The sequence below is a fragment of the Aureimonas fodinaquatilis genome, from assembly GCF_008369445.1.
Classification (GTDB): Bacteria; Pseudomonadota; Alphaproteobacteria; order Rhizobiales; family Rhizobiaceae; genus Aureimonas; species Aureimonas fodinaquatilis.
This window is the reverse complement of the sequence record NZ_VTWH01000003.1, coordinates 483,465-498,592: the sequence shown is the minus strand read 5'-3', so window position 1 is coordinate 498,592 and position 15,128 is coordinate 483,465. Positions and strand designations below refer to the sequence as shown.

The 15,128-nt window shown below is 57.7% G+C and carries 16 protein-coding genes; 10 read left to right on the top strand and 6 right to left on the bottom strand.

Annotation, left to right across the window (positions count from 1 at the left end; genetic code table 11):
* Positions 1-249 precede the first annotated feature (249 nt).
* The 7 genes from dapF to FPY71_RS18525 all read left to right on the top strand — a co-directional run bounded on the left by dapF (position 250) and on the right by FPY71_RS18525 (position 6,981).
* Complete coding sequence (dapF, locus tag FPY71_RS14535; protein WP_149301010.1) at positions 250-1,131, top strand: diaminopimelate epimerase; 882 nt, start codon at positions 250-252, stop codon at positions 1,129-1,131.
* Positions 1,131-2,435: a tRNA (N(6)-L-threonylcarbamoyladenosine(37)-C(2))-methylthiotransferase MtaB gene (mtaB, locus tag FPY71_RS14530; RefSeq protein ID WP_149301009.1), complete on the top strand. Its 1,305-nt coding sequence runs from the start codon at positions 1,131-1,133 to the stop codon at positions 2,433-2,435. Before dapF ends, mtaB begins: the two co-directional genes overlap by 1 nt.
* Before the next feature lie 176 nt (positions 2,436-2,611).
* Entirely contained in the window at positions 2,612-4,003 is a 1,392-nt protein-coding gene (gene ftsY, locus FPY71_RS14525; RefSeq protein WP_149301008.1) for a signal recognition particle-docking protein FtsY, read from the top strand.
* A 45-nt stretch (positions 4,004-4,048) separates the two neighbouring features.
* A complete protein-coding gene (locus FPY71_RS14520) occupies positions 4,049-4,702 on the top strand; it encodes a septation protein A (protein ID WP_149301007.1) in 654 nt (217 codons plus the stop codon).
* A 59-nt stretch (positions 4,703-4,761) separates the two neighbouring features.
* Positions 4,762-5,550: a tellurite resistance TerB family protein gene (locus FPY71_RS14515; RefSeq protein ID WP_149301006.1), complete on the top strand. Its 789-nt coding sequence runs from the start codon at positions 4,762-4,764 to the stop codon at positions 5,548-5,550.
* Between the two features lie 73 nt (positions 5,551-5,623).
* A complete protein-coding gene (locus FPY71_RS14510) occupies positions 5,624-6,844 on the top strand; it encodes an MFS transporter (protein WP_149301005.1) in 1,221 nt (406 codons plus the stop codon).
* A complete protein-coding gene (locus FPY71_RS18525) occupies positions 6,841-6,981 on the top strand; it encodes a hypothetical protein (protein ID WP_188052356.1) in 141 nt (46 codons plus the stop codon). The genes FPY71_RS14510 and FPY71_RS18525 overlap by 4 nt, the downstream gene beginning before the upstream one ends.
* Before the next feature lie 33 nt (positions 6,982-7,014).
* Here the strand turns inward: FPY71_RS18525 and FPY71_RS14505 are convergent, their stop codons facing one another.
* The 5 genes from FPY71_RS14505 to ccmA all read right to left on the bottom strand — a co-directional run bounded on the left by FPY71_RS14505 (position 7,015) and on the right by ccmA (position 9,928).
* Positions 7,015-7,605, bottom strand: a complete 591-nt coding sequence (locus tag FPY71_RS14505) for a DsbE family thiol:disulfide interchange protein (RefSeq protein WP_149301004.1) — start codon at positions 7,603-7,605, stop codon at positions 7,015-7,017.
* Entirely contained in the window at positions 7,602-7,781 is a 180-nt protein-coding gene (gene ccmD, locus FPY71_RS14500; RefSeq protein ID WP_149301003.1) for a heme exporter protein CcmD, read from the bottom strand. The genes FPY71_RS14505 and ccmD overlap by 4 nt, the downstream gene beginning before the upstream one ends.
* Before the next feature lie 4 nt (positions 7,782-7,785).
* Positions 7,786-8,541 carry a heme ABC transporter permease gene (locus FPY71_RS14495; RefSeq protein ID WP_149301002.1) on the bottom strand — a complete coding sequence of 252 codons (756 nt, stop codon included), beginning with the start codon at positions 8,539-8,541 and terminating at the stop codon, positions 7,786-7,788.
* A gap of 71 nt (positions 8,542-8,612) precedes the next feature.
* Positions 8,613-9,269, bottom strand: coding sequence for a heme exporter protein CcmB (gene ccmB, locus FPY71_RS14490; protein ID WP_149301001.1), 657 nt, complete (start codon positions 9,267-9,269; stop codon positions 8,613-8,615).
* Positions 9,266-9,928 (bottom strand): heme ABC exporter ATP-binding protein CcmA, encoded by a 663-nt coding sequence (gene ccmA, locus FPY71_RS14485; RefSeq protein WP_149301127.1) that lies wholly within the window; start codon positions 9,926-9,928, stop codon positions 9,266-9,268. The genes ccmB and ccmA overlap by 4 nt, the downstream gene beginning before the upstream one ends.
* Positions 9,929-10,249: 321 nt before the next feature.
* Here ccmA and acnA point away from each other — a divergent pair, with 321 nt between their 5' ends.
* The 3 genes from acnA (at position 10,250) to FPY71_RS18705 (ending at position 14,500) form a co-directional block, all read left to right on the top strand.
* Complete coding sequence (gene acnA / locus FPY71_RS14480; RefSeq protein ID WP_149301000.1) at positions 10,250-13,006, top strand: aconitate hydratase AcnA; 2,757 nt, start codon at positions 10,250-10,252, stop codon at positions 13,004-13,006.
* A 155-nt stretch (positions 13,007-13,161) separates the two neighbouring features.
* Entirely contained in the window at positions 13,162-13,995 is an 834-nt protein-coding gene (locus FPY71_RS14475; protein WP_246160560.1) for a DUF1223 domain-containing protein, read from the top strand.
* 169 nt (positions 13,996-14,164) lie between these two features.
* A complete protein-coding gene (locus FPY71_RS18705; RefSeq protein WP_246160587.1) occupies positions 14,165-14,500 on the top strand; it encodes a DUF2794 domain-containing protein in 336 nt (111 codons plus the stop codon).
* A 1-nt stretch (position 14,501) separates the two neighbouring features.
* Here the strand turns inward: FPY71_RS18705 and FPY71_RS14465 are convergent, their stop codons facing one another.
* Positions 14,502-15,062, bottom strand: coding sequence for a GNAT family N-acetyltransferase (locus FPY71_RS14465; protein ID WP_149300999.1), 561 nt, complete (start codon positions 15,060-15,062; stop codon positions 14,502-14,504).
* Positions 15,063-15,128: the final 66 nt, after the last annotated feature.

Genomic DNA, 15,128 nt, shown 5'->3' with positions numbered 1-15,128 from the left:
CAGCGCCAACCGCAAATCGCCAAAGCGGAACGCATCCGCGGGCGAAACTCGCTGGCGGATGGTGACCTCCATGCGGCTTTTACAAGGGGCATGGTCGGCGGGTCGCGGACGAAACTGTCGCGGAATGCTGCGCTTAAACAGCTTTTACGGCGCAATGTCAACCTGGCGGCCTGAAACCCCGTCACCGGGATGTCATGAAAAAGCCGCTGATGACTGGCATTCAGGGTGGAAAACCGGCATATAGCAAAAATGAGCGCCCGTATTCCATTTTCCCGCATGAACGGTCTCGGCAACGAAATCCTTGTTGCCGATATGCGCGGCCGTGCGGATACAATTGAGCCGCAGGCCGCCATTGTGCTGGCAAATGATACTCAGACCCGTTTCGACCAGATCATGGCCATTCACGATCCGCAAACGGCGGGCACTGATGCGTTTGTGCGCATTATCAACACGGACGGCAGTGAAGCCGGAGCATGCGGAAACGGCACGCGATGCGTCGTGCATTATCTGAGCGCACTGAATGGCCAGCGTGAATTTCTGTTCCAGACCAAGGCAGGTCTGCTGGAGGCGCGGGCGCTGCCCGGCGGCTTGATTTCCGTGGATATGGGGCAGCCACGCTTTGACTGGCAAAGCATTCCACTGGCGCAAAAGGTGGATGACACCAACGCAACGCTCATTGAATTTCCGCTGGCAAGCCCGGCATTCTCCAGGGCGGCCGTAGTCTCCATGGGAAATCCGCATGCGGTGTTTTTTGTCGATGCCGATGTCAACAGCATCGCGCTGGAAAATTACGGCTCGCAACTTGAACATCATCCGCTGTTTCCTGACCGGGCCAATATCTCGATTGCCCAGGTAACCCGACCCACGGCTCTGACCATGCGAACCTGGGAACGTGGCGTCGGCCTGACACGCGCCTGCGGTTCGGCTGCCTGTGCGGCCTCCGTACTGGCAGCGCGAACAGGCCGTGCAGAACGGCGGATCGTGGTCACCGTTCCCGGCGGCGACCTGATCATTGAGTGGCGGGATGATGACCATGTGATCATGACCGGGCCGGCAGAATGGGAATGGTCCGGCACACTGGACCCTCTCAGCGGTGCTTTTGATCGCGATGCGGAAAGAGCCTCTGCCTGATGAGCAATGGCCCGGACATTGAGGTTATTTCTTTCGGCTGCCGCCTCAACACCTACGAAGCCGAAGTGATGAAGCGTGAGGCCGGCGAGGCCGGGCTGGGCAATGCTGCCAACGGCAAAGCCATCATCATCAACACCTGTGCGGTAACAGCAGAGGCGGTGCGGCAGGCGCGGCAGGCGGTTCGGCGCGCGCGCCGCGACAATCCGCAGGCACGCATTGTTGTAACCGGCTGCGCCGCGCAGACCGAAAGCGAGACCTTTGCCCGAATGGAAGAGGTGGACGCGGTTATCGGCAATGACGACAAGCTGAAAGCTGAAACCTACCGCCGCCTTCCGGATTTTGGCGTTTCCGCCGAGGAAAAAATCCGCGTCAACGACATTATGAGCATTACCGAGACCGCCGGTCACATGGTGGATGCGATTGAAGGGCGGGCAAGAGCCATTGTTCAGGTGCAGAATGGCTGCGACCACCGCTGCACTTTCTGCATCATACCTTTTGGACGTGGCAATTCGCGGTCGGTTCCAATGGGCGCAGCGGTCGACCAGGTTAGAAAACTGGTGGCGGGCGGCTATCGCGAGGTCGTGCTTTCCGGCGTGGATATGACCAGTTGGGGCGCTGATCTGCCCGGCCAGCCTCGCCTTGGTGCATTGGTCCAATCCATTCTGCGCCACGTGCCGGATCTGCCGAGATTGCGCCTGTCATCCATCGATTCAATCGAGGCCGATGAAGCGTTGATTGAGGCAATGAGCTCCGAACAGCGCTTCATGCCGCATTTGCATCTGTCTTTGCAGGCGGGGGATGACATGATTCTGAAGCGTATGAAACGCAGGCATTCACGTCAGAACGCCATCGATTTTTGCAGTGAAATGCGCCGGAAACGTCCTGATATCGTTTACGGCGCAGACATCATTGCCGGTTTCCCGACTGAAACCGAGACAATGTTTGAAAACTCGCTGAGGCTGGTGGAAGAGTGTGGGCTCACGCACCTGCATGTGTTTCCATTTTCCCCTCGCAAGGGAACTCCGGCTGCGCGCATGCCGCAACTGCCAAAAGCGGTTGGCAAGGAAAGAGCTGCGCGCCTGCGCGCGGTTGGCAATCTTGCCTATGCCGAACATTTGAAGCGGCTTGTTGGTACGCGACAGAATATTCTGATAGAGCGTGAGGGTCTTGGGCGATCAGAAGACTTTACGCTGACGGAAATTGCGCTCGGCCAGCCGGGTGAGATTGTAGAAGTGACCATCACCGGCGAAACGGGGGAGCGATTGCTCGCTACGCCGGTGGCTGCAGCGGCTGTCGCCGCTTAGCGCATTTCCGGGTGAAACGGGATCGTTTCAAACAAGGGACAATGCGGCAAAACAAGGAGTAGAGCAGTTCAGGTGGTCGAACGATCACCACTGTTCTGGAAAACCGGGGTTGGAATGGCTGAACAGAATAGCTTCCTGAAGCGCATCTTTCGCTTTGGCGCACAGCAGGAAACGGCATCCTCCCCAGTGGAGATGGCGGAAAAAAAAACTCTGAATTTCCGGTCGGCGATGCTGAGGCTTCGGACGAGCCTGTAGCACAGGAGGCTGTGGCGGAGCAGCCGGTTGCCGAACTGATTGAAGAGACCGAAGAGAACCGCGATGAGTTTTCCTGGCTGAATGAGCCAGTAGCGGACGACGAGCCTGATGCCCCCGCACCTGATGAAGTGGCTCTGCTGCCCGAGGTGACGGAAGAGGTGGCACCCCCCGATACCGCCGAAGACATAGATGCCGGAGCGGAAGCTTTGCCGTTTGATGTCGCCATTGACGACGCGGAAGAAGCCATTCCTGCTGAAGATTTGCCGCTACCGCCGGAAGATGCAGCGGAAGATGAGTTTTCCTGGCTGAACCAACCAGTTGAACCCGGCGATGATGATATTGATGGCGAAACGCCCTACGCTGCTCCGGCAGTTGCAGGGGCGGTCCCTGCCTCTAACTGGCTGCAACGCCTGAGCGCGGGACTTGCGCGCTCCTCCGGCCAGCTTTCAGGCCAGATCACAGACCTTTTCACCAAACGAAAGCTGGATGAAGACACGCTTCAGGACTTTGAAGATGTGCTGATTCAAGCCGATTTCGGCCCGGAAACCGCCATGCGCATCACCGACCGCCTATCGGACGGGCGGTTTGGCAAGGACATTACCGGCGAGGCTGTGCGCAATATTCTTGCCGAAGAAGTGGAAAAAGCGCTGACACCCGTGGCAAGGCCACTGGAGCTTGACCTTTCTGTCAAGCCGCACGTCATTCTGGTGGTTGGCGTCAACGGTACAGGCAAAACCACAACCATTGGCAAGCTGGCGGCGAAACTGACGCAGGGCGGATTGAAAGTGACCTTGGGAGCAGGTGATACTTTCCGTGCGGCAGCAGTGGAGCAGCTGAAAATCTGGGGTGAGCGAACGGGCTCAGCAGTGGTGGCAAAGGCTATTGGCGCCGATGCTGCCGGGCTGGTCTATGAAGCCTATGATGAAGCGGTGCGCAATGGCTCTGACGTGCTGATCATCGACACGGCAGGGCGTCTGCAAAACAAGACCGAGCTGATGGCCGAACTGGAAAAAATTGTCCGTGTGCTGCAAAAACGTGTTCCGGACGCTCCGCATACCGTATTGCAGACGCTTGACGCCACAACCGGCCAGAACGCGTTGAACCAGGTAGAGATTTTCCGCAATGTGGCCGGGGTCAACGGGTTGGTCATGACCAAGCTGGACGGCACGGCGCGTGGCGGTATTCTGGTGGCGATTGCTGCAAAGCACAGATTGCCGGTTTATTTCATTGGTGTTGGCGAAGGCATAGACGATCTGGAACCTTTCAAAGCCAATGAGTTTGCCGCAGCGATAGCCGGCCGCGCTACCAGCTGAATGCCACTAAATGACCGCCGCACACCGCGGTGAAAGGACGAGACTATGCAGAACCGCATCATAGAGGATGCCCCGAACACACCGGGACAGAAAGAGCTGAACCCGCTTCTGAAGTTTGCCCTGGAGCTGGGACCTCTTCTGGTTTTCTTTTTCGCCAACAACCGTGGCGAGGCGATAGCGGCAGCGTTCCCAGCACTTGGCGCACTGGGAGGCCCGCTTTTCGTTGCAACGGCATTGTTCATGGCGGCAACCATCATTGCGTTAACGGTATCGTGGATTTTGACCCGCTCCTTGCCGGTCATGCCGATTGTTTCCGGCATTGTGGTGGTGGTCTTCGGTACCCTGACCCTGTGGTTGCAGGATGAGGTCTTCATCAAAATGAAGCCCACCATTGTCAACGGACTGTTTGCTGCGGTGCTGCTGGGCGGGCTGGCTTTCGGGAAGCCATTGCTCGGCTATGTTTTCGGACAGGCATTCAAGCTGGACAATGCGGGCTGGAACAAGCTGACATTGCGATGGGGCCTGTTTTTCATAGTGCTGGCCCTGCTCAATGAGGTTGTGTGGCGGCTGTTCTCCACCGACTTCTGGGTCGCATTTAAAGTCTGGGGTACAATGCCCATCACCATCATATTTATGCTGTTGCAGATACCACTGCTCAAGCGCCATGCGCTGGAACCGTTGTTTGAGAGCAAGGATTGATATTGCCAAATGCGCTTTCGCTTCCAATTGCTCATCTGACAGCATGATGGAGCGATGCGATGATCAATGCGGAAAAACTTCTTGACCAGTTTCTAGGCACCGGGCGGCAGGGTAACAGGCCGGGGCAGCAGCCCGGTCAACCGGGCCAACCCGGCCAGTCAGGCCAGACAGGCGGCTTGCCCGGAAATATTGGCGATATACTGGGTAGCGTGCTGGGCGGTGGCCGCGGCGGTTCGGGCGGCGTTGGCAACAATGCGCTGGCAGGCATGCTGGCCGGTGGCCTGGCATCCTACATCCTGCGCGGCAAAGGCGGCAAAAAGCTGGGTGGATCGGCCGTGCGCATGGGTGGTCTGGCACTGATTGCCGGCCTTGGCTACAAGGCCTGGCAGAATTATCAGGCACGCCAGAATGCCGGAAGCGGCGGGCAGATTCTTCCGCCGGCAGAAATTCCCGATGCCAGCGGCACCCCATTTCAACCGGCACCGGGGCACGAGCAGGATCATGCACGCCTGTTGCTTTCGGCAATGATTGCCGCGGCCAAGGCAGATGGCAGCATAGATGCAGCGGAAGAAGAGGCGATCTTTGGCAAGATTGATGCTCTGAACCTGGATGCGGAAGAAAAAGCAACGGTGATGGATGAGTTGCGCCGCCCCTTGCCGGTGGAGGACATTGCCGCCCAGGTGGGCACGCCGGAAATGGGTGTGGAAATTTACCTTGCATCCTTGCTGGCTATTGAGGGCGATAATGCAGCCGAGCAGGCCTATCTGGCGCGCCTTGCTCAGGCCCTGAATCTGCCCGCAGAACTTGTCGACGAAATTCACCGCACAAGACGCGATGTCGTTGAGTAGAAAATTGCCCGATTGACCAATTGACCGGCGCTCTGTCACGGGCGTATGCAGAGCCTTCGGAGGTATCTGCATCATGGCGGTCAGCGGTCGGTCGGGCTTTGCCCACCCCTATATTGTGTTGGCCTGCGGAGCGGGAATTGTCACGCTCTCCATGGGTATCCGGCAGGCTTTCGGCCTGTATATGCGCCCGATTGAGCTGGAGCTCGGGGTCAGCCGTGAAGCCTTCGGGTTGGCAATTGCGGTTCAGACCCTGATGCTCGGCATTGCTCAGCCCTTCATTGGCGCCCTGGCCGACAAATATGGTTCAGGACGCCTGGCGATGGTGGGCGGCCTGCTCTACGCATTGTCGCTCGTATTGGCCGGACTGGCAGCCGGGGCAGTCGGCATCAATCTTTCCCTGGGCTTTCTGACTGGTCTTGCCATGACCGGTGTTACCTTCGTGGTCATTCTGGGTGCCGTTGGCCGCGCCGTTCCCGCCGAAAAGCGCGGCATGGCGATTGGCATCACCACCGCCGGCGGCTCTTTCGGCCAGTTTTTGCTGGTGCCAATTACACAGGGCCTGATCTCTGAATTTGGCTGGCGGGAAACCTTGTTCATTTCCGCGGCAATAGCTTTGTTGATGGTGCCGCTGGCGCGGGGTGTCGCCGGCGTGTCCGAATCTTCATCTTTCAGCAAATCGCAACCTCAGCAAAGCCTGCGGCAGGCTTTGTCCGAAGCAGGGCAACACAGCGGTTTCTGGCTTCTGAACATCGGATTTTTTGTCTGCGGCTTCCATGTGTCATTCATCGCCACGCACCTGCCCGCCTTTCTTTCCGATCAGGGTCTGGATCCGGCCATCGGTGCACGCGCGCTGGCGCTGATCGGGCTGTTCAATATCCTCGGTTCCTATGTGTTCGGCCTGTCAGCCGACAAACTGCGCAAGAAATACGTGCTCTCGGCGCTGTATTTTGCCCGCGGCGCAGTCATTGTATTGTTTCTAGCATTTCCGTTCACACCGTTGACCGCCACGCTCTTTGCCAGCGCCATTGGCTTTTTGTGGCTGGGCACCGTGCCGTTGACCAGCGGTCTTGTCGGCCAGATCTTCGGTGTCAAATATCTGGCAACGCTCTTTGGCATCGTTTTCATGTGCCATCAGATCGGCGGATTTCTTGGCGCCTGGCTGGCCGGCCGCTTTTTCTCGGAAACCGGTTCCTACGATCTGGCCTGGCAGATCTCCATTGCCCTTGCATTGGTAGCTGGCGTGGTTAACCTGCCCATTGCAGACAGGCCTGTTGCAAGGACTCAGATGGCATGACCGTTCATCATCTCGAATATGCCGTAAAATATGGCGCTATCCTGTCCGGCGCAGCCGCCATTCTGGGCGGCCTGTGGCTGTGGCAAAGCTATGGCAGCGCCATCTGGCAGGCCGGCATGTTCAGCTTCTGTCTCTAGACAATTTCGGGCGTTATCAGTTTCGCCTATACTCTATCGCGCCGTGTGCTGCGCCACCAGCGGCAGAAGCTCGGCCTCAATAACTTGCGGAGTCAGTGGCCCCGTCATTTTCCAGACAACAACGCCTTCAGGCGAAACCAGAAACGTTTCCGGCACGCCATAAACGCCCCAATCAATGCTGGCGCGGCCATTCTCATCCGCTCCAATTGCATCATAAGGATTGGAGAGCTCTCGAAGGAAGCTCAAAGCTTGCTCCGGCCGATCTTTCTGGTTGATACCAAGCAGGTCGAAACGTTCATCCGCCGATAATTGCATCAGCAAAGGATGTTCCAGCCGACATGGTGCGCACCATGACGCAAACACATTGACCAACAACAGACGGCCCGTGCCACCGGCAGGGTATGAAATACCGGGAACCGGACTGCCATCGGCCAGCACTGCACCTTCAAGCGGCGGCAATTGTGTGGCGGGTGCAGGCTTGCCTTGCAGCGCGGAAGGCAGAGATTGCGGATCCGTGCCTGATTCCAGCGCATATAGCAGCACACCGCCCAGCACCAGAAACACCAGAAGCGGAACAAGTGCCATGCCAGCGCGGCGCTTTTTTGGCTGGGTCAGATCGCTCATTCTGCTGGCTTCTCCGCCACATTGCGGCGGCGGCGCGGCACCAGGGCCCGCTCCTGTAAAGCCAATCGCTTGCTGACCTGGCGTGAATCCACCACCAGCCACAGGCCCAATGCCGAAAGCACCAGCGCAGACAAAGCATAGGCCGAAAAAATATAGCCGAAATAATCGCCGGTCATCGCGTCAACCTCCTGCACCCATTGCCGAGCGGCGTGCCAAAGCTGACAGACGACGGCGGCGAATTTCTGTTCGCATGGCTGTCAGATGCATGGCAAAAAACAGGAGTGAAAAGCCGAGAGCCGAAAGCATCAGTGGCCAGAGATAAACGGCTGGCATGGCAGGGCCGTCCAGACGCACGACACTTGCGGGCTGATGCAGCGTGTTCCACCAGTCAACTGAGAATTTGATGATCGGAATGTTGATAAATCCGACCAGAACCAGCACGGCAGACGGCTTGCCCGCCCGGCCCGGATCTTCAAATGCGCGGGTCAGGGCAATCAACCCCAGATACATGATGAACAACACAAAGACGCTGGTCAGCCGCGCATCCCAAACCCACCATGTGCCCCACATTGGCCGCCCCCAGATAGAGCCGGTGATCAGCGCCAGCAGGGTGAAGGCAGCACCGATTGGCGCTGCAGCCTTGATGGAAACCTCGGCAATCGGGTGCCGCCAGATCAACACTCCCAGTGCCGAAATGGACATCACCGTCCACACCATCATGGAAAGCCAGGCAAAAGGCACGTGGATGAACATCAGACGCACGGTCGCGCCCTGCTGATAATCTCCCGGCGCAGTCAGACCCAGCGCCATGCCCAAGGCAACAAACACGGCGGCCAGGCCATAGGCATAGGGTTGCACCACCCCGGAAAGCTGCAAAAAGCGCGTCGGGTTGGCCAGAGCGGAAAATCGGGACTGTCTGAGTTCGGCGTTGGTCATGATCGTATTAGTCTAGAATCCATTGCCACAAGCCGCAAATGCTGTTTGCCGAAATGCCACGCCTGCCCATTTCAATCTGCCATGGCGCGAAGGGCCAGCGCAGCAGCCAGTGGGCCAAGTACGGAGAAAAACAGCGTCAAAGCACATAGCACCAGAAATGGCTGGGTAAAAGGCGCAGGGTCCGCGACTGCGCCATAAGTGGCCGATACACCGAAAATCAGCACCGGAATGGCCAGCGGCAAAACCAGAACCGAAACCAGAACGCCACCGCGTGGCAGCGCCACGCCGATGGCCGCACCCACAGCACCAATCAACACAATGGCAGGGGTACCGGCCAGCAGGGTCACAGCCGTTGCCAGCATGGCCTGCGGCGGCACCGCCAGAAACAGCCCCAGAACGGGCGAGGCCAGAACCAGCGGAACACAGGCGGCAAGCCACAGCGCCGCACATTTTGCCAGCACCACCAGCGCCAAGGGCTGCGGGCCGATCAACAGCCCATCCAGTGTGCCATCATCACGGTCGGCTTGAAACAGCCTGTCCAGAGAGAGCAAAGTGGATAGCAGCGCACCTATCCACAGGATAGCCGGGCCAATGCGTGACAGAAGATTCAGGTCAGGGCCGATTCCGAAGGGTATCGTCGCCACCAGAGCCAGAAAGAAGATCAAACCTGTGAAGGCCCCGCCCCCGGCCAGAAACAGCCTCAGATCGCGCCAGAACAGCGCCCTCATAGCCACAGCCCTTCATCAAAAGCGTCAACATCGGGCTGTGCCCTTGTCAGAACCAGCTTCCGGGCATCAGCAATCTGCAACGGTTGATGCGTCGCCGCCATGACTATGCCCCCGGCTGTCAGATGCGCGCCAATGAGTGCGAAGAACAATTCCTGCGATGCCGCGTCCAGAGCGTTTGTCGGCTCATCCAGCAGCCACAATTTGCGTGGCGCAACCAAAAGGCGGCACAGTGCAACGCGGCGTTGCTGCCCTGCCGACAAATATCCAAATGGTAAGTCGGCAAAGTCAAAAAGGTTCAACGCCAGCAGCGCGGCATCAATCGCCCTCGCATCGTCTGACTGCAGAAATTTTTGCCAGAATGAAAGATTGGCTCGCACGCTCATATGTGGCTTCATGCCATTGCGGTGGCCAACATAATGGCAGATTTCACTGCAACGGGTTGCCGGCTCACCGTCAGACGCCATAGCTCCGTCAATTGTGATATGCCCGGCCGCCGACGGAAGAAGACCGGCGATCACTCGCAAGAAAGTGGATTTTCCAGCGCCATTATCCCCGGTGATGATCAAGCCCTGCCCGGCAGAGAGCGCCAGATCCTGCGGCGGAACCAGCAGCGTTCCACCACGTTCGGCAGCCAGCCCGTGCAGGGTGATTTTCAGCAATGATCGCTCACTTTTCGCAGATTTCTTGCGGCTTTCTTCCTGTCCTGCCCGAATGCAGACCACAAGTCTTGCAAAAAATTCATCGTCAGCAACCAATTCACCCCTTTATAACGATTACAAACTTACCTATAAGATAGCCAACCACACCAGCGACCGGAGTGGAAACATCAGCGCCGATCTCATGCTCCCCGCTAAACCAGCGGGTGCGGAGGCGGACGAGCGGAAATGGTCGTACCCGCAACTCCAAACGTGCCATTTTCCGCGGCATGACTGGCGTTCGCCTTTCGGACATCACTTTGGTTCGAGAAGGAACGAGAGCCTGTGTCCCATCCAGATACATTCAAAAGCCGTCGTACACTTACCGTCGAAGGTAAGGATTACGTCATTTATGACCTGAAAGAAGCCGAAAAGAACGGCCTTCCAGGAATTTCCCGCCTGCCCTTTTCCATGAAGGTTCTTCTGGAAAACCTGCTGCGCAATGAAGATGGCCGCACCGTTCTGGCCGACGACATTCGCGCCATGGTGACCTGGCTGACCGACAAGGGCAAATCCGGCCATGAAATTGCCTATCGCCCGGCCCGCGTGTTGATGCAGGACTTTACCGGTGTGCCAGCGGTGGTTGATCTGGCTGCAATGCGCGATGCGTCTGAGCGGTTGAATGCCGACCCGCGCAAGATCAACCCGCTGGTGCCGGTTGATCTGGTCATCGACCACTCGGTCATGGTCGACTATTTCGGTCATAAGGATTCGTTCGAGAAGAATGTTGCTCTCGAATATGACCGCAACGGCGAGCGCTACACGTTTTTGCGCTGGGGCTCCAGCGCGTTCAAGAATTTCCGGGTTGTGCCTCCGGGCACGGGCATCTGCCACCAGGTCAATCTTGAATATCTGGCCCAGACTGTGTGGACGCGTGAGGAAGATGGCGAAACCATCGCCTATCCCGACACGCTGGTGGGCACGGATTCGCACACCACCATGGTCAACGGCCTTGCCGTTCTGGGTTGGGGCGTTGGCGGAATCGAAGCAGAGGCCGTTATGCTCGGCCAGCCGATTTCAATGCTGATTCCAGAGGTTATTGGCTTCCGCCTGACCGGCAGGTTGCCAGAAGGCACAACGGCCACCGACCTTGTGCTGACAGTCACCGAGATGCTGCGCAAAAAGGGCGTGGTCGGCAAGTTTGTTGAATATTTCGGCCCGGGCCTTTCCACACTGTCGCTGGAAGATCAGGCAACCATTGCCAATATGGCGCCGGAATATGGCGCAACATGCGGCTTCTTCCCGATCGACAAGGACACGCTGGCCTATCTGGAAGCAACAGGCCGCGACAAGCACCGCATCCGTCTGGTGGAAGAATATGCCAAGGCTCAGGGCATGTTCCATGGTCTGACTGAGGGCGACCCGGTCTTTACCGATACGCTGGAGCTGGACCTTTCAACTGTGACGCCATCACTTGCCGGGCCGAAACGCCCGCAGGACCGCGTGGCTTTGTCGGATGCCGCACGGGCCTTTGCCGTGGCGCTGACCGAATTGCATGGTGGGCGCAAAACCAGCGAACTGCCGCAGTCGATTGGCGATTCCCGCTTCATGGATGAAGGCGCGACCCCGCCCGGCCAGACCCCACAGACTGTGCGCCATCCGGTGGAAGGCACAGATCACGGCATTTCAGAAGGTGATGTGGTGATTGCCGCCATCACCTCCTGCACCAACACATCCAATCCAAATGTTCTGGTGGCTGCCGGTCTGCTGGCTCGCAAAGCCCATGCGTTGGGCCTGACCGTGAAGCCATGGGTCAAAACCTCGTTGGCTCCAGGCAGCCAGGTCGTGACAGAGTATCTCGAAAAAGCCGATCTGCAGAAAGATCTGGACGCGATGGGCTTTAATCTGGTCGGCTATGGTTGCACGACCTGCATCGGCAATTCCGGCCCGCTGCCGGAAGCGATTTCGGATGCCATCAACAAGCATGACCTCGTGGCTTGCTCGGTGCTTTCCGGCAACCGCAATTTTGAAGGCCGTGTAAACCCGGATGTTCGGGCCAACTACCTTGCATCGCCGCCGTTGGTTGTCGCCTATGCGATTGCCGGTTCATTGTTTGTTGATCTGACAAGGGATCCGCTTGGCAAGGACCGGGATGGCAACGATGTTTTCCTCAGGGACATCTGGCCAACCACGCAGGAAATCTCCGAAATCGTTCGCCGCACCGTAACGCGGGATCTGTTCGAATCGCGTTATTCCGATGTGTTCAAGGGCGATGAACACTGGCAGAAAATCGACGTATCGGGCGGCCTGACCTATGACTGGGATGACCGCTCCACCTATGTGCAGAACCCGCCATATTTTGACGGCATGACGATGACGCCAAAGCCGGTGGAAGATATTCATGGCGCGCGGATTCTCGGCCTGTTTCTCGACTCGATCACCACCGACCATATTTCTCCGGCCGGCTCGATCAAGGCATCCAGCCCGGCGGGTGAATATCTGGTCAGCTATCAGGTTCGCCCGGTGGACTTCAACTCCTATGGCGCACGGCGCGGCAACCATCAGGTCATGATGCGCGGCACGCTGGCCAATATCCGCATCAAGAACCAGATGGTGCCAGGCATTGAGGGCGGCTTCACGCGGCATTACCCATCCGGCGACCAGCTGGCGATTTACGATGCGGCCATGCGCTACAAGGATGAGGGCGTTCCGCTGGTCATCTTTGCTGGTAAAGAATATGGCACCGGCTCCTCGCGTGACTGGGCAGCCAAAGGAACCGTGCTTCTGGGCGTTCGGGCGGTTATTGCTCAAAGCTTCGAGCGCATTCACCGTTCCAACCTGGTGGGCATGGGCGTTGTGCCTTTTGTCTTCGCCAACGAGGGTGATAGCTGGCAGACACTTGGCCTGACAGGCGACGAAAAAGTGACCATTGAAGGTCTGACAACGGTGAAACCGCGCCAGACCATGCATGCCACCATTGAGCGTGCCGATGGCTCTGTGTTTACCACCGAGCTTCTGTGCCGTATCGATACGCTGGACGAGCTGGAATACTACAAAAATGGCGGCATCCTGCATTACGTGCTGCGCCAGCTTGCCGCCTGACCCGATCAGGCCGACAAGCAAAACCCAAGGGGCGGCCCGACAAAGGGCCGCCCATTTTCGTTAACCGCCGAGGAACAACCGGTCCCGCATTGCCTCGTCATTGGAACACAACCGTTCCCACGAGAAATGCTTTTTCACCGGGAAGTGACTGGCTGGTGTTGAACGCCATCGGTAGCTTCCGCCTTATGATGATTTCGCTTCCACAACTCTCTGCCACATCCGCTTTGATTTTGACCCTTGCCGCTGGCATGACTGGCAGCGGAGCTGGCGTGGCCACTGCCCAAACCGCGTCCAGCGATAACTTCCGCGGCGTGGTTGAGCTGTTTACGAGCCAGGGCTGTGCATCCTGTCCGCCAGCCGATGCAGTCCTGGCAAAGTTTTCCGATCAGTCGGACATTGTCGCTCTGTCCTATAATGTCGATTACTGGGACTATATCGGCTGGAAGGATCAGCTGGCTTCCCGGCAGAACACTGACCGGCAGAAAGCCTATGCGAAGGCATTCAACACCAGCTCCATCTACACACCGCAAATCGTGGTGAATGGCACTGGTGACTTCATTGGCACCCATGCAGGGGAAATACGGGCCGCATTGGAAGATGGTGAGTTGGGTGCGTCTGATGCGCCGCGCGCCCACATTCAGATGAGTTTGAACGGCAGCACTTTGGCAATTGAAGCCAAACTGGATCAGACAAGTGAGGCTGAAGCCCCTGTTCTGATCCTTGTCGCTTATCAGGACCACATCGAAACCGCGGTTTCCAAAGGCGAAAACAGTGGCCACCGGATTGAAAACCACCATGCCGTTCACGACTTCCGGATTATCGGCTCCCTGACCCGGCCGGAAATGACGGTGGAAGTGCCGGTCTCTACGCTGGGCGAAGGCACCAAGGGCAAGATCGGCTATGCCGCCCTGTTGCAAATGGTCAATGACAATGGTGTCCCAGGAAGCATTCTGGCCGCGGTGGAACTGGAACCGCAGTCGGTCAACTGAGCCCTCCACAAGGCCAGAACCGCATCGCATTTATACAATATGCGGTCAGAGATTGCGATTATCACAATTTGATGACACCATCAGGTCCGAGCGGTCGCACGGGGTGAGCCCTCATTCACGCATCAGGGGAGACAAATTGGACGATTTGACACAAAGCACCTCTGCTGCATTGCTGAATTTTCCCGCACCACCAAAAGCATCCACACTGCCTGTCGTGTGCTTCGACCGGCGCGAGCTTTCGCAAATCCTCAATGTGTATGGGCGCATGGTCGCCGCCGGAGAGTGGCGCGATTACGCCATTGACACGCTGAAGGACCGCGCGGTCTTTTCCATTTTCAGGCGCACCAGCGAAATGCCACTCTACACCGTGGAAAAAGAGCCAAAGCTGGCCCGACGGCAGGGCGCATACAGCGTGGTTGCCGCCGGTGGACTTATTCTCAAACGCGGGCATGATTTGAGCGCCGTGCTGAAGGTGTTTGACCGCGCCCTGAAAACCGTAACCTGATTTATTTATACAGAGTTCCGGGGTAGCTGGTTTCATCCGGCAGCGAGTGGCGACCATCGCCCAACCGCAATTGCATGAACACCGTGTCGATCCAACGCCCGAACTTGAAGCCGGACCCTTCGAAAATTCCGATCGTTCGAAAGCCGGCCGTTTCATGCAGCCTGATAGATGGCGCGTGATCTGCACCACCAATCACCGCGATCATCTGCCGGAAACCCTTTTCCTCACAAAGTTCGATCAGGCGTTTCAGCAAGTCGCGACCAAGGCCCCTGCCCCGCGCCTGCGGGTCAATGTAAATTGAGTCCTCGACGGACCAGCGATAGGCCGGGCGGGCGCGAAACGGCCCTGCATAAGCATAGGCGATCACCGCGCCCTGCTTGTCCACGGCTACGATATAAGGGTAATCCTGACCCATCAGAAAGCGCATGCGCACCAGCATCTCGGCCTCATCCGGTGGGTCCAGCTCATAGCTGGCCGTCTCGTTCAACACCGCATACTGGTAAATTGCGGTAATGGCAGGAATATCCTTTTCCTGCGCCTCGCGAATGGTCGTTGCGCTCACCGAACTATCTCCAGACAAACAAAAAGGGCGACCGATGGCCGCCCCTTGTACCAATGGTTCGCGCGT

Bases quoted from the DNA above. Each gene is read 5' to 3' on its own strand.
- dapF (WP_149301010.1), top strand. From the start codon at position 250: ATGAGCGCCCGTATTCCATTTTCCCGCATGAACGGTCTCGGCAACGAA.
- mtaB (WP_149301009.1), top strand. From the start codon at position 1,131: ATGAGCAATGGCCCGGACATTGAGGTTATTTCTTTCGGCTGCCGCCTC.
- FPY71_RS14520 (WP_149301007.1), top strand. From the start codon at position 4,049: ATGCAGAACCGCATCATAGAGGATGCCCCGAACACACCGGGACAGAAA.
- FPY71_RS14515 (WP_149301006.1), top strand. From the start codon at position 4,762: ATGATCAATGCGGAAAAACTTCTTGACCAGTTTCTAGGCACCGGGCGG.
- FPY71_RS14510 (WP_149301005.1), top strand. From the start codon at position 5,624: ATGGCGGTCAGCGGTCGGTCGGGCTTTGCCCACCCCTATATTGTGTTG.
- FPY71_RS18525 (WP_188052356.1), top strand. From the start codon at position 6,841: ATGACCGTTCATCATCTCGAATATGCCGTAAAATATGGCGCTATCCTG.
- FPY71_RS14505 (WP_149301004.1), bottom strand. From the start codon at position 7,605: ATGAGCGATCTGACCCAGCCAAAAAAGCGCCGCGCTGGCATGGCACTT.
- ccmD (WP_149301003.1), bottom strand. From the start codon at position 7,781: ATGACCGGCGATTATTTCGGCTATATTTTTTCGGCCTATGCTTTGTCT.
- FPY71_RS14495 (WP_149301002.1), bottom strand. From the start codon at position 8,541: ATGACCAACGCCGAACTCAGACAGTCCCGATTTTCCGCTCTGGCCAAC.
- ccmB (WP_149301001.1), bottom strand. From the start codon at position 9,269: ATGAGGGCGCTGTTCTGGCGCGATCTGAGGCTGTTTCTGGCCGGGGGC.